9 protein-coding genes and 3 tRNA genes are annotated in these 14,397 nt (G+C 42.4%); 9 read left to right on the top strand and 3 right to left on the bottom strand.

Annotated elements, in window-relative coordinates; translation table 11 throughout:
- Window positions 1–471 precede the first annotated feature (471 nt).
- The 3 genes from HMPREF1505_RS00810 (at window position 472) to HMPREF1505_RS00800 (ending at window position 5,225) form a co-directional block, all read left to right on the top strand.
- The gene (locus HMPREF1505_RS00810) at window positions 472–3,198 is read left to right on the top strand and encodes a DNA gyrase/topoisomerase IV subunit A (RefSeq protein WP_036921139.1); all 2,727 of its coding nucleotides are present in this window, start codon (window positions 472–474) and stop codon (window positions 3,196–3,198) included.
- A gap of 156 nt (window positions 3,199–3,354) precedes the next feature.
- A complete protein-coding gene (locus tag HMPREF1505_RS00805; RefSeq protein WP_036921136.1) occupies window positions 3,355–4,191 on the top strand; it encodes a DUF3316 domain-containing protein in 837 nt (278 codons plus the stop codon).
- Window positions 4,188–5,225, top strand: a complete 1,038-nt coding sequence (locus HMPREF1505_RS00800; RefSeq protein WP_036921132.1) for a S41 family peptidase — start codon at window positions 4,188–4,190, stop codon at window positions 5,223–5,225. The genes HMPREF1505_RS00805 and HMPREF1505_RS00800 overlap by 4 nt, the downstream gene beginning before the upstream one ends.
- 37 nt (window positions 5,226–5,262) lie before the next feature.
- Here HMPREF1505_RS00800 and HMPREF1505_RS00795 read toward each other — a convergent pair whose 3' ends face one another.
- Entirely contained in the window at window positions 5,263–5,760 is a 498-nt protein-coding gene (locus HMPREF1505_RS00795) for a hypothetical protein (RefSeq protein WP_231480311.1), read from the bottom strand.
- Between the two features lie 292 nt (window positions 5,761–6,052).
- On the opposite strand from HMPREF1505_RS00795, the gene HMPREF1505_RS00790 reads away from it, so the two are divergent.
- Window positions 6,053–6,134: transfer RNA gene (locus tag HMPREF1505_RS00790), tRNA-Leu, on the top strand.
- A 228-nt stretch (window positions 6,135–6,362) separates the two neighbouring features.
- On the opposite strand, the gene HMPREF1505_RS00785 is transcribed toward HMPREF1505_RS00790, so the two are convergent.
- Together HMPREF1505_RS00785 and HMPREF1505_RS00780 are read right to left on the bottom strand one after the other, a co-directional pair.
- Window positions 6,363–6,854: a porin family protein gene (locus HMPREF1505_RS00785; RefSeq protein ID WP_036921129.1), complete on the bottom strand. Its 492-nt coding sequence runs from the start codon at window positions 6,852–6,854 to the stop codon at window positions 6,363–6,365.
- A 549-nt stretch (window positions 6,855–7,403) separates the two neighbouring features.
- Complete coding sequence (locus HMPREF1505_RS00780; protein ID WP_036921126.1) at window positions 7,404–7,838, bottom strand: HU family DNA-binding protein; 435 nt, start codon at window positions 7,836–7,838, stop codon at window positions 7,404–7,406.
- Window positions 7,839–8,813: 975 nt separating this feature from the next.
- Between HMPREF1505_RS00780 and HMPREF1505_RS00775 the strand changes: the two genes are divergently transcribed.
- From HMPREF1505_RS00775 to asnS, 5 genes are all read left to right on the top strand, one after another.
- A tRNA-Val gene (locus HMPREF1505_RS00775) sits at window positions 8,814–8,891 on the top strand.
- Between the two features lie 45 nt (window positions 8,892–8,936).
- Window positions 8,937–9,011 (top strand) — tRNA-Val (locus tag HMPREF1505_RS00770).
- 157 nt (window positions 9,012–9,168) lie between these two features.
- The gene (gene purB, locus HMPREF1505_RS00765) at window positions 9,169–10,515 is read left to right on the top strand and encodes an adenylosuccinate lyase (RefSeq protein ID WP_036921125.1); all 1,347 of its coding nucleotides are present in this window, start codon (window positions 9,169–9,171) and stop codon (window positions 10,513–10,515) included.
- A gap of 335 nt (window positions 10,516–10,850) precedes the next feature.
- Window positions 10,851–12,398 carry a pseudouridine synthase gene (locus HMPREF1505_RS00760; protein ID WP_036921122.1) on the top strand — a complete coding sequence of 516 codons (1,548 nt, stop codon included), beginning with the start codon at window positions 10,851–10,853 and terminating at the stop codon, window positions 12,396–12,398.
- Between the two features lie 140 nt (window positions 12,399–12,538).
- On the top strand, window positions 12,539–13,930 hold the full coding sequence (gene asnS, locus HMPREF1505_RS00755; RefSeq protein WP_036921119.1) for an asparagine--tRNA ligase: 1,392 nt from the start codon (window positions 12,539–12,541) through the stop codon (window positions 13,928–13,930).
- Window positions 13,931–14,397: the final 467 nt, after the last annotated feature.

Raw genomic sequence — 14,397 nt, 5'->3', positions numbered from 1 at the left:
TTTTTACCGCAAAGTTACGCTTTTTTAGCCGAATAAGAACAGGTTTACCACGAAACTTTATTCTAAATCGATTATTCATGAGTCTGTCCTTTGATTTACTTGAGGTTATGCTATCTCGTTAATAACACTTCACGATATTGTAATGTGCCGACAACCACGAACTTTTCTTACATTTCCAACAGACTTATTAATGCCCAACACGAATGGTGTTAAGCCTCCGCACCATGCGTGCTAACACCCCGCACCAATGGTGCGGAGGCTCAGTCCAATCATTAAGAGGGGTTCTCTATCCGTATGTTAACAACCCATTTGGCTTGAAAAAGGGCTATAAGACGAGTGAAACAAGAGCAGGCTACAAACAGAAAACCAAATCCAACACTTGAATAAGCTATAATTTGCCTATTTACTTTTTTTTTCGTACATTTGCAGTCTTATGAAGCTTGCTTCTTTACGTGATAAAACAAGAACTATATGGATGACGAAATAAAAGACTTGGATGGACAGACTCCTGAGGAAGAGACTCAGGAACAGGATTCCCATTCCGATTATAAACCTGCCGATAGGTTTGATGCCTCTGCCGTACATCATCTCTCTGGCATGTACAAAAACTGGTTCTTAGATTACGCCAGCTACGTAATCTTGGAACGTGCCGTACCTCATATCGAGGACGGCTTGAAGCCTGTACAACGCCGTATTCTCCACTCTATGAAACGAATGGATGATGGACGATACAATAAGGTAGCAAACATCGTAGGTCATACGATGCAATTTCACCCACATGGTGATGCCTCTATTGGTGACGCCTTGGTACAGTTAGGACAGAAAGACCTACTCATCGACATGCAGGGTAACTGGGGAAACATTCTCACTGGTGACCGTGCTGCTGCGCCACGATACATTGAGGCGCGCCTATCAAAGTTTGCCTTAGAGACTGTATTCAATCCGAAGACAACAGAATGGCAACTTTCTTATGACGGAAGGAACAAAGAGCCGATTACGCTTCCTGTGAAGTTCCCACTGCTTTTAGCACAGGGTGCTGAAGGTATCGCTGTAGGCTTGTCATCCAAGATTCTTCCACATAACCTCAACGACATCTGCGATGCAGCTATCAGCTATCTGCGTGGTGAGGAGTTTAACCTCTATCCAGACTTCCCAACAGGTGGTAGCATTGATGTATCGAAGTATAATGATGGTCAGCGTGGTGGTGTTCTGAAGGTGCGTGCAAAGGTTGAGAAGCTCGATAATAAAACCCTCGTCATCCGTGAGGTTCCTTTTACAAAGACCGCTAACACGCTTCAAGAGTCTATTACGAAGGCTGTTGAGAAAGGCAAACTAAAGATTCGAAGAGTAGAGGACATGACTGCTTCGGAGGTGGAGATTCAACTTCATCTTACACCGGGTACGTCAAGCGACAAGACCATTGATGCCCTCTATGCTTTCACTGATTGTGAGATAAACATTTCGCCAAACTGTTGTGTCATCCGAGACAACAAACCAGAGTTCTTGACGATATCAGATGTATTGCGCAATTCTGCCGAACATACGAAGGCTTTATTGAAGTTAGAGTTAGAGATTCGCAAGCATGAATTAGAGGAACAGTTGTTCTACAACTCTCTGGAACGTATCTTCATCGAGGACCGTATCTATAAGGAGCGTAAGTTCGAAACAGCTAAGGATATTGATGAAGTTGTGAGCTTCGTCGACTCAAAACTCGAGCCATATAAGAAGACGTTTATCCGTGAGGTGACACGTGACGACATCATCCGCCTTTTGGAAATCAAGATGCAACGTATTCTGAAGTTCAATAAGGATAAGGCTGACGAACTGATTCAGAAGATTAAGGCAGAGATTGCCGAGATTGACAAGGACCTCAGCGAGATGGTTCGCGTCACTATCGAGTGGTTCACACACTTGAAAGAGAAGTACGGAAGCGACCATCCACGTCGTACAGAGATTAAGAGCTTCGATACGATTGTTGCTGCTAAGGTGGTTGATGCCAACGAGAAATTATATATTGACCGTCAGGAAGGTTTCATTGGTACAGGTCTTAAGAAGGCAGAGTTCGTTCAGAACTGCTCTGACCTCGATGACGTGATTATCTTCTACCGTGATGGTAAGTATAAGGTTATCCGAATTGCCGACAAGGTGTTTGTTGGTAAGGGTGTACTTCACGTACAAGTGTTTAAGAAGAACGACAAGCGTACGATTTATAACGTCGTTTATCGTGACGGAAAGACGGGACCTTACTATATCAAACGCTTCAACGTGACTTCTATCACACGTGATAAGGAATATGACGTAACCCTCGGTACACCTGGTTCAAAGATTAACTACTTCACAGCCAACCCTAATGGTGAGGCTGAGTTGATAAAGATTACACTCGATCCGAACCCAGACAAGAAGAAGCAAAACATCTTCATGGAGCGTGACTTTGCAAGTATTCTCATTAAGGGACGTGCAGCAAAGGGTAATCTGCTGACCAAAGAGAGCATTCACCGCATCTCACTCAAGAGCCACGGACACTCTACATTGGGTGGACGAAAGGTGTGGTTCGACCCAGATGTCAACCGTATCAACTACGAAGACCATGGTCGTTACCTTGGAGAGTTCTCTGATCAAGACAGCATCCTTGTGATACTTAAGAACGGAGAGTTCTATATTACCAACTTTGACGCATCCAACCACTACGAAGATAACATTCTCCGTATAGAGAAGTTTGATGCTGATAAGCCTTGGACAGCTGTCATCTTTGATGCCGACAATCAAGGTTATCCTTACTTGAAGCGATTCCAGATGGAAGCAAGTAAGCGTCATCAGAACTTTATTGGTGACAATCCTGATTCGCAGATGGTACTGCTGACTGATATTGCCTTCCCTCGCATACAGATTACTTATGGTGGTGCTGATGCGGCACGTGGCACTGAAGAAATTGATGCAGAGCAGTTTGTTGGCGTGAAGGGATTCAAGGCAAAAGGTAAACGATTGACAACTTGGACAGTTGACAAGATTGAAGAGCTGGAGCCAACACGCTTACCTGAAGAGGAAAAAACTGATGACGAGAGCAATGAAGATGATGTACAAGAAGAGAATTCTGCAGCTACTGAAAAGGAAGAGAACCTCGATCCGGATGCAGGTAAGTCTCAACAGCAGGTCATCGATGAGATTACTGGTCAGCTAAACCTCTTCGACAATGAATAAACAACACGATAAATAACGAATTGAAAAAGGGGACATACCTCCCGTATGTCCCCTCCTTCAAAGACTATTTATAAACGCTTGGGACCTTATCACCCAAAAGTTAACACCAAACATCTATTTGACTTACACTTTTATTGACACTTTTCCATTACGCCTATGAACCTAAAAAAGTCCTTATTTCGCTGTTTCTCCCTTGCAGCAATAATTCTTTTCGCTTTATCAACACCTACACTTGCACAGGACACACTGCGTAGTAACAAGGTAATTACCAATACACAGATGTTGGGAATAGGTGCTGTAAACACTCTCGACACCTACCTCTCACCTGAAGAATATACAGGAACAGAGTTTCGTTATATCTCTCATTCTGTGCGTGAGAACGGCAGTAAGCTATCAAGAGAACTCGTACATCAGGCACAAATACTATCAGTACGTAATCGAAGGGAGAATAACAACGAGTTGGGTGGCTTCTACAACTTCCAATACAACTGGCAATATGCCTTAGGACAATGGAACGTTGGAGAGGGAGAACTACGCTTAAAAGTGGGTGGAGGAGTTGATACACGGCTCGGTTTCCTCTACAATATACGTAATTCTAATAATCCTGCACAGGCTTACGGACAAGTGAATATCGCTCCGAATGCTGTTGCTGCCTACCGTTTCCGTCTTCAAAATCTTCCTTTCCAACTGCGATATGAAGTGCAAGTACCGCTTCTTGGACTGACTTTCTCGCCCAATTACGGACAGAGTTATTACGAGATTTTCACTCGTGACAACTATGACCATAATCTTGTTGTCACAACTCCTGTTTCTGCCCCATCGCTCCGCCAGCTGCTTACTCTTGATTTCACGGTTCGACACACGACCTTCCGTGTTGGCTATCTTGGCGATTATCAGCAAGCAAAGATTAACCAACTGCGCCAGCATGTATGGAGTAATCTCCTTGTATTAGGTATTGTTCGTAAGTTTTCTATCAATAAGTTCATCCCATGAGAAAGCTATATCACTCCTTCCTATATTTACTGATTCCGGCACTGACCCTACTTAGTACTGTGACAAGTTGCGTCACCAACGACCAGCAATCAGATAGTCCTCAAGGCAACTTTGAAGCTTTGTGGCGAATTATCGATGAGCATTACTGTTTCTTCTCACAAAAAGGGATAGACTGGCAGGAGGTACACAGCCGTTATGCACGCCAGTTTGACAACTCTATGACAGCCAAACAACAGTTCGAAGTAATGACTAATATGCTCTCAGAACTAAAGGACGGACACGTCAATTTATATACCTCTTTCAACGTAGGTCGTTATTGGTCATGGCATGAAGACTATCCCAAGAACTACTCTGACACACTTCAACGTCTTTATCTCAAGACTGATTACCTCATTGCAAGCGGCTTAGACTATACTGTCCTTGATGATAATATCGGCTATGTACGCTGTGAAACCTTCCAGAATAGTATTGGTGCAGGTAATCTTGACGACATCTTTATTCATCTTCAACCTTGTAACGGACTGATTATCGACGTGCGCAACAACGGAGGTGGTAATCTAACAAATGCCGAAGCATTTGCTGCACGCTTCACAAACAAGGAACTACTCGTTGGCTACATACAGCATAAAACGGGGAAAGGTCATAACGACTTCTCTGCGTTACAACCTGAATATCTCAAGCCTGGAAAGGGTATCCGATGGCAGAAACCAGTTATCGTATTAACCAATCGTAGCGTTTTCTCGGCAGCAAATGAGTTTGTTAAATATATGAAGTGCTGTCCAAATGTTATTGTAGTAGGCGACCGTACGGGTGGCGGAGCTGGTATGCCCTTCTCTTCCGAGCTACCTAATGGATGGTCAGTCCGCTTCTCTGCTTGCCCAATGTACGACCGTGACAAACAAATGACGGAGTTCGGTATTGACCCAGACTATAAAGTTTCCCTCACTTCCGACGACTTCGCACGAGGCAAGGATACTATTATAGAGTTTGCAAGGAAGATGATAAAGACCTTTCCCAAGCCCCAATCCCTCTAAAAGGAGGGACTGGGAGGTTCTGAAGAAACTCTAAGTTTTATATTTTACCTTGCTTAATCTCGTCAAACAACAGTTTGTTACCAACCTTGATAACCTTTACCTTATTGGTACATTTTATACCCATATCCAAGAAAGTATACTGATACCAGTTGTTACCAAGGCTCACAACACGTAGCACCTTATGAGCATTAGACGGTCCATCTTGAGCACCAGAGCGGAACAACCAGCCTGCATAAGCATTTGGAAGTGGATCATATTCATAATCATACGCAGCCTTCAACACCTTCAGCAACTTCTTTGTGCAGTGCCTCTTCAGGTATGCAGTGTTATCAAAGCCCTTTGTGTTATACATAGACGTAATGAGTGAGATAGCTGCACGCTCATCTTTACTCAAAGCATTCTTGGTAGGAGTAGCCTTAACAGAGGCTGCATTCTGATTCATCATTACGCCAGTTTCACCAACACCATTGTAAACTACAGAAGCTGACGCATACAAAGTTCCCAGGCACAAAACAGTTAATAATGTCTTTCTCATTGTCAATCGTTAGTTAGTTAAAGAAATAATATTGTTAAACGCATAGTCGGTTATTCGCAAAACCAGTCCTCTCATTCTCATAAGGTATCGTGATAACATTAGAACTCAAGGAGATATTTTACTCAGCAACCAAACCTTCTTCGCAAAGATATATATTTAATTTCACTCATAAACAAATAGTATAAGATTATTTACTAACAAAAATCATATAGGCAGAAAAGGTTTATAAGAGAAAAGAAATTCCCAAACATTTGGCTATATCCAAAACATTGCGTATCTTTGCAGTCGTTATGCGCCTGTGGCGGAATTGGTAGACGCGCTAGACTTAGGATCTAGTAACTTACGTTGTGCAGGTTCGAGTCCTGTTAGGCGCACTGAAATAAGAGCCGGATAATTGGTAATCAATTATCTGGCTCTATCATTTATAAAGGCTTATTTCTATAAGGAATAGACATAAACAAGAAATCGGTTCATTAGAAAGTTACCAAGAACTTTTTCTAATGAACCGATTTATTTTATACAGATAAATCCCAAAACCTATCTATTAAACTCAACCAAACAGCTGATGTCTGACGTAGACTTTTAGGACCTACCTTATATATTTAGAACTTGTAAGCTACACCTACACCAAGTACCAACTGGCTGTAGTTGTTGCTAACAATCTGATACTTCAACTCAGCGTTTACGCTCAAGTCCTTAGTAAGCTCATACTCAGCACCACCACCGAGGTTAATAGCGAGACGACCATCTGAACCCTCAATTACAGAATGACCAGGATACTCATACTTGTATGACCAGTTTGTATAGCCAAGACCTGCGAGTGGATATACCTTAACCTTGTTAGCTACATCAAAGAGGTAGTGAACATTCGCATTGATATCCCACATTGAGATACCCTTATTCTTGAGGAAGTAGTCAAAAGAGCCCTCACCTCTAATCTGGTCTGTGAAGTAGTACTGACCCTTAACACCGAAACCGATGCTGTTTGTCTCAGAACCGAACACGAGCTGTGCACCAAGTGCCTTATCACCTGCCTGCGCTGAAGCTGAAAGACTCATAACTGCAGCACATACTAAAAGTAAAAGTTTTTTCATTTCTAATAATTGTTATGTTAAAAAAATAAGTTTATTTAGAGTGAGGACATCTTACAAAAAGAATGGTTATAAAAACCTATCAGCTTATTATTTCTGATTAACAGAATAACTAAAATTGAAAAAATGTCCTTTTATAAAACGATTTTTAGAGTATTATCCCTAATAGTTTTAAATTTCTTATTATATCCGCGATAAACGAATTCTAACCTCATACACAGTCTATTCAATCTGTATATATAGAGGAAGTACTTTATTTCCGAGTGCAAATATATACAAAATACTTTTAACACCAAAGAAAAATAGCACAAATCTTACGAAAACAAGAACAATAAAGAGGAAATGTTAAATATTTTGGAGACTAAATGATAGATATCATCTTTCAGTTTGCTTATTATCTACATAAACGAAAGACGAATATCCAAAAGTATAACAAGCTTCTGCCTAATCCCTTTATCACTGGAGAAAACAAAAACTCTTGACTTTATTCATAAAGCCAAGAGAAATCTTATAAAAATGCGAGTTAACCCCAACACATTTTATAGAAGGGGATTAATCATCGTCTTCATCATCATATTCAGGCTCTGCCCACTCCACACGTGCACCATAAGCAAGGGTCTGATTTTTCTTTCCTGTACGAGCATTTCGTGTACTGGTAGGAACGAAGCGGCACTTTACATTCTTAATATGTTTCTTGATATCGAAGTCGTCAGGATTGTCAACGGGTTCACTCTCTACTGTCAGATGAAACCTCCCTAACCCCTCAAGTGCTACCGTTTCGCCCTGACGAAGACGATAAGAGATTTCGTCAATCAAAGCTATAACAAGTCCTCGCACGTCACCACGTGAGAACGAGGTATTCTCCTGAATAGAATCAGCAAGGTCATCGGTCGTTGCAACTCCAGTGCTAACAGTACGAGCATACCATTTACCAGATCCTTTCTTATCCTTGAACTTACTCTGTTCCAGTCTTATTTCTACTGACATAATCTTCTACTTTTCGTTCCTTATTATATAACACAATGCAAATATAATCAAAATAAACAATTCACGCAAAACAAAATAAACTATTTTACGAAAACTATCCATGCCTTCTACTAACAAAACAAACAATTATATTATAAGTAGAAATAGACTCTTCCGTTAAATGTGTGGATGACTTTCGTGGTTTCTTAACAAAAGAATCGGAGTTACTCATTAATAAAAGTCATAGCTAAGACTATCAAATTACTTATTTTATTATCGTCTTCTGACATAGAACCCCCTTTCTATTTAATACCTCAATTATGTAGATATGATTTTGAAAAATCATTACATAATTTCAAATAAAACATCTACAAATAAGGATAAAAACACGTATAAAAGACAAGCCTGCAACCAACAGAAAATCAATTAGTTATAAAGCAACAAAGCAAAAGGTGCTTAATTGGACTTCAAAAGGGCGTTAGTAAGACTTCAAAAGGGCACCTTTTGCAAGTCAATTAGGCGTCTTTAAGAAGCCAAAAGAGCATGTATAGGTTTTGAGTTGTATGAAAAGAGTTTACAAATAGCAAACAATAAGGAAATAAGCTGTTCGTAGAAGACGAATAAAATAGCATCAATTTGTATTTATCGCCAACTTTATCCTCCTTTAAAAGCCTGTATAATTTGGTATAGTAATACCATACAAGTGTATAAGTCTTTATCCTCCCAACACGCAATATACTTAAAGGAAGAACCGAAAAAGCAATCAACAGTCTACCCATTCATACGAGAATCTACCAATTTATAAAGTACATTACCGACACAACAAGCCATCACCCTCATATTATTTTCGAGAAAATAATTCATTAGATATAAATGAATTGAAGAAGAAAGTCTCTTAACAGCAAGCTAAAATGAGATTTTCAACTAAATTATTTGCCATTTGTTTGCGAGAATAAAAAACTTTCCTTACCTTTGCACCCGTCTTACAAAAGTAAGGGGCGTTTAGCTCAGCTGGTTTAGAGCATCTGCCTTACAAGCAGAGGGTCGGCGGTTCGAATCCGTCAACGCCCACCAAGGGGTGTATCCCTGTAATCTCTTGGGGTTGCAGGGTATTTTAAGGGGCGTTTAGCTCAGCTGGTTTAGAGCATCTGCCTTACAAGCAGAGGGTCGGCGGTTCGAATCCGTCAACGCCCACCTTTAAAACTTGAAACGGATGACTTTGCAACATTGTTGTGAAGTCTTTTTTGTTTTATTCAGCTTTTATCTGCATCCTTTTTGATATTATTATTATTATTATTTGCGCTATTACTGAATTTATTGTTAAATTTGCACCATATTAATAAATAAAATTATGACCCTTGACGCATTAACAGCCGTATCGCCTATTGACGGACGCTATAGAAGTAAAACGGAAAGTCTTGCTGACTATTTCTCAGAGTACGCACTTATCCGTTATCGTGTTCGCGTAGAAATTGAGTATTTCATCACGCTTTGCGAGTTACCATTACCACAATTGGAAAGCTTTAACAGCGCCCTCTTTGAACAGTTGCGCGACATCTATCGCAACTTTGATGAGGCTTCGGCAGCACGTGTAAAGGAAATTGAGAGCATCACCAATCACGATGTAAAGGCGGTTGAATATTTCATCAAAGAGGAGTTTGACAAGATTGGCGGACTCGATAACTACAAGGAGTTCATCCACTTCGGACTGACCTCACAGGACATCAACAATACAAGTGTGCCATTGTCTGTAAAGGAAGCTCTCGAAGAAGTATTCTATCCTCAGGTTGAGGAACTGACTGCGCAACTGAAGGAATACGCTGAAGCATGGAAAGACGTACCAATGTTGGCAAAGACACATGGTCAGCCAGCCTCTCCTACTCGATTGGGCAAGGAGGTTGAAGTGTACGTTTATCGTCTCAGTGAACAGCTCGCAACCTTGCGCAACTGCAAGATGACAGCTAAGTTTGGTGGTGCAACTGGTAACTTTAATGCGCATCACGTAGCTTATCCACAGCATGATTGGCGTGCCTTTGGCAATCGCTTTGTCAGTGAGAAATTAGGATTAGAACGTGAGCAGTGGACTACACAGATTAGCAACTACGACCACTTAGGTAGCGTGTTTGATGCCATTCGTCGCATCAATACTATCATCATCGACCTTGACCGCGACTTCTGGATGTACATCTCAATGGAGTATTTCAAGCAGAAGATTAAGGCAGGAGAGGTTGGATCAAGTGCAATGCCTCACAAGGTAAACCCAATCGACTTCGAGAATAGTGAGGGTAACCTCGGTATAGCAAATGCAATCTTACAGTTCTTGGCACAGAAGTTGCCAGTAAGTCGCCTACAGCGTGACCTTACAGACTCAACAGTCTTGCGTAATGTTGGCGTTCCTGTTGGACATAGCGTTATTGCAATACAGAGCACATTGAAGGGTCTTCGCAAACTCATCCTCAACGAAGAGAAGTTGAGAGAGGACCTTGAAAACACATGGGCAGTTGTGGCAGAAGCCATTCAGACCATCTTACGCCGTGAAGCCTATCCACATCCTTACGAGGCATTGAAGGCACTCACTCGCACAAACGAGAAGATGACAGAGGAGACAATACACGCATTCGTGCAGACACTCAACGTCAGCGACAGCGTGAAAGCCGAACTAATGGCAATCACCCCATACAACTATACAGGAATTTAACCCAATTCGGTCATTAGAGTCTAAACATATTTTGTTTTATTGTCGAGCAGATTGCCTGTCTTTGTTACGCAGGCGTAGCGGGCTACGTCAAGTTGTAAAGACAGGCAAGATACCGACAAGAAAATAAAAGATGTTAGGAAACAACACAAAACAAGAATTCCTGAAACATTGTGGTCTAATGACCGATTTGGGTTTAACTACTCCTATAGAGTCAAAGAAGAAGAAATTAAACTGAGTATCTCCTTTAAACGGAGTTCGATATTTTAATAAAACAAAAAAAAGTAATAACAAATTGGCCGTGAGGCCAGTAGTATCAAATTAAAAGTAAAACAATTATGGCAGAAGAATTCGAGAACAAAGAAGTTCAGTCTGAGCAGAATGAGAACAGCCGCGACGGCTATTCAGCAGCCGAACAAGGCGGCTATCAAAGAGAGTACCGTGGCACAGGACGTACACAACGTCCACGTATTCACAGCCAACGCGCTTACAGCAGCGACAAGGCTAATAGCAGTAATGACGAAGGCGGATTCCGTCCTGAGGGCTTCGGCTCTGGCTTACAGAGTGCAGGTCGTCCACAGCAGGGAGGTTATCGTCCACGTCAGAACAGCTATGGTGGCGGATATAACAACAGCCGTGGTGGCTATCAGAGCCGTCCACAGCAGGGAGGTTATCGTCCACGTTACAATAGTAACGGCGAGGAAGGCGGTTACCAGCCACGCCAGCAAGGTGGATACAACAATCGTGGTGGATATCAGAGTCGTCCGCAGCAGGGTGGCTATCGTCCACGTTACAACAATGATGAGAATGGCTATCAGCCACAGGCTTATCGTCCACGTTACAACGCCAACAATGGTGCTGAGGGCGAGGAGAATAACAACTATCAGGCAAATCAGGGCGGTTACCAGCCACGTCAGGGTGGATACCAGCCTCGTCAGCAGGGTGGTTATCAGAGCCGTGGCGGATACAACAATAACCGTGGCGGTTATAACAACAATCGTGGTGGATACCAGAGCCGTGGTGGATACAACAATAACCGCGGTGGTTATAACAACCGTGGCGGATACAACCAGGGTGGTTACCGTCAGCATAGTGCTGATTATGATCCAAATGCAAAGTATTCACTCAAGAAGCGTATTGAATACAAGGAGGAGAACTACGATCCAAATGAGCCAATCCGCTTGAACAAGTACCTTGCTAATGCTGGTGTTTGCTCACGTCGTGAGGCTGATGAATTCATCCTTTCTGGTGCAGTAACCGTAAATGGCGAGGTTGTAAAAGAGCTCGGTAGCAAGGTTATGCGTACTGATGAGGTGTACTTCCAAGACAAGTTGGTTTCATTGGAGAAGAAGGTTTACGTTCTTTTGAACAAACCAAAGGATTATGTTACCACAAGCGACGACCCACAGCAGCGTAAGACTGTTATGGACCTCGTGAAGGGTGCTTGTCCAGAGCGTATCTATCCAGTTGGTCGTCTCGACCGTAACACAACTGGTGTACTGCTCCTTACTAACGATGGCGACCTTGCTTCAAAGCTTACTCACCCTAAGTTCTTGAAGAAGAAGGTATATCATGTATTCCTCGACAAGGCTATTACAGCTAATGACTTGCAGAAGATTTCTGACGGTATTGAGTTGGAAGATGGCGAGATTAAGGCTGACGCAATCGAATATGCTGACCCACAGGATCAGACTCAGGTTGGTATTGAGATTCATAGCGGTAAGAACCGTATCGTACGTCGTATCTTCGAGAGCCTTGGCTATCGCGTCGTAAAACTCGACCGTGTACAGTTTGCTGGTTTGACAAAGAAGAACGTACGTCGTGGTGACTGGCGCTTCCTCACTGAGAAAGAGGTTGACATGCTGCGTATGGGTGCGTTTGAATAAAATAGAAACCTCCCCAAACCTCTCAAAAGAAGTGGATGTGAGAGACCAAGCAATGCTATTATTGAGGCATTAAACTGATTGGTAAACAACATTCCTCTCCTTTTGAGAGACTTGGGGAGTACCTAATTATAATATAGCAAATGAAAAGAACAAAAATCGTCGATGCACTTGCTTGCACCGATTTTGGTAAGGATATCAACGTAAAGGGTTGGGTTCGTTCTCATAGAAGCAGCAAGGCTGTTGACTTCATCGCCTTGAATGATGGTTCTACGATTAAGAACATCCAGGTTGTTGTTGACCCTTCGACTATCGACGAAGACAAGCTGAAGAGCATCACAACGGGTGCTTGTATCAGCGTTGTTGGTACGCTCGTAGAGAGTCAGGGTGCTGGTCAGACCTCAGAGATTCAGTGCAAGGAGATTGAAATCTACGGTCTCTGCCCAAGCGACTACCCTATGCAGAAGAAGGGACAGAGTTTTGAGTACATGCGCAAGTATGGTCACATGCGTCTTCGTACCAATACCTTCGGTGCTGTATTCCGTATTCGTCACAACATGGCTATCGCTATCCATCAGTATTTCCATGAGCATGGTTTCTATTATTTCCATACTCCACTGATTACAGGTAGTGATGCTGAGGGTGCTGGTAATATGTTCCAGGTGACTACACTCGACCTTGACCGCGTTGCAAAGGGTGGTGAGGTTGATTATAGTGCTGACTTCTTCGGTAAGCGTACTAACCTTACCGTATCTGGACAGTTGGAGGGTGAGTTGGGTGCTACTGCACTCGGTGCTATCTACACCTTCGGTCCTACCTTCCGCGCTGAGAATTCAAATACTCCACGCCACTTGGCTGAGTTCTGGATGGTTGAGCCTGAGGTTGCCTTCATCGACAAGGACGAACTGATGGATCTTGAGGAAGACTTCATCAAGTACTGTGTTCGTTGGGCTTTGGAGCACTGTAAGGACGACCTTGAGTTCCTCAATAAGATGATTGATAAGGAGCTTATCGCTCGTCTGGAGGGTGTATTGAAGGAAGACTTCGCTCGTCTTACTTACACAGAAGGTTTCGAGATTCTTCAGAAAGCTGCTGCTGACGGTGTGAAGTTTGAGTTCCCTATCACTCACTGGGGTATGGACCTCAGCAGTGAGCACGAGCGTTACCTCGTTGAGGAACACTTCAAGCGTCCTGTAATCATGACCGATTATCCAAGTGAAATCAAGTCATTCTATATGAAGAAGAATGAGGACGGCAAGACAATGCAGGGAACTGACGTACTCTTCCCACGTATCGGTGAGATTATCGGTGGTTCAGTTCGTGAAGAAAGCTACGAGAAGCTGGTTGAAGAGATTGAAAGCCGCGGTATGAAGCGTGACATTTACGATTGGTACCTTGACACTCGTAAGTACGGAACCTGCCCACATGGTGGTTTCGGTCTCGGTTTCGAGCGTCTCATCCTCTTCGTTACTGGTATGCAAAACATCCGTGACGTAATCCCATTCGCACGTACTCCTAAGAACGCAGAGTTCTAAACATAAAACACAAAAGGCGGCTATCCACACAGATAGTCGCCTTTTTTATTTACTTATAAGAACACTCCCGACGAAACTTAAAACATAATACATAAAATAAATTATTCATCGAAGGGACTCTACATGATACCATAAGACTGTCAAAAACTTAATCATTAACCCAAATATAAGTATAATTTCGTTTGCTGTCATTTTAACATTTCTCATTAAATTCCTATATATTAAGTATTTAAGAACTCATAAAGAGTGACAGGAATGACAGCAAGTTAAATCACATACAAGCCCATCTAATCTACGTATCACTTACCTATCAACTATCGAACTTCGATAAAGAAAGGTTCTTCTGAAATATAGAGTGATAAACTAAAAGTCTGTATAATAGGCACACGGAGTCACGGAGGGAACAGAGGTAAACGCAATGTCACGGAGGTGCCGACGGCACAAAGAGCGACGGAGGTGTAGCGTAC

The sequence above is a fragment of the Prevotella sp. ICM33 genome (assembly GCF_000517825.1).
Lineage (GTDB): Bacteria > Bacteroidota > Bacteroidia > Bacteroidales > Bacteroidaceae > Prevotella > Prevotella melaninogenica.
The sequence above is the reverse complement of the archived record's forward strand: the minus strand, read 5'-3'. Positions and strand labels throughout refer to the sequence as shown.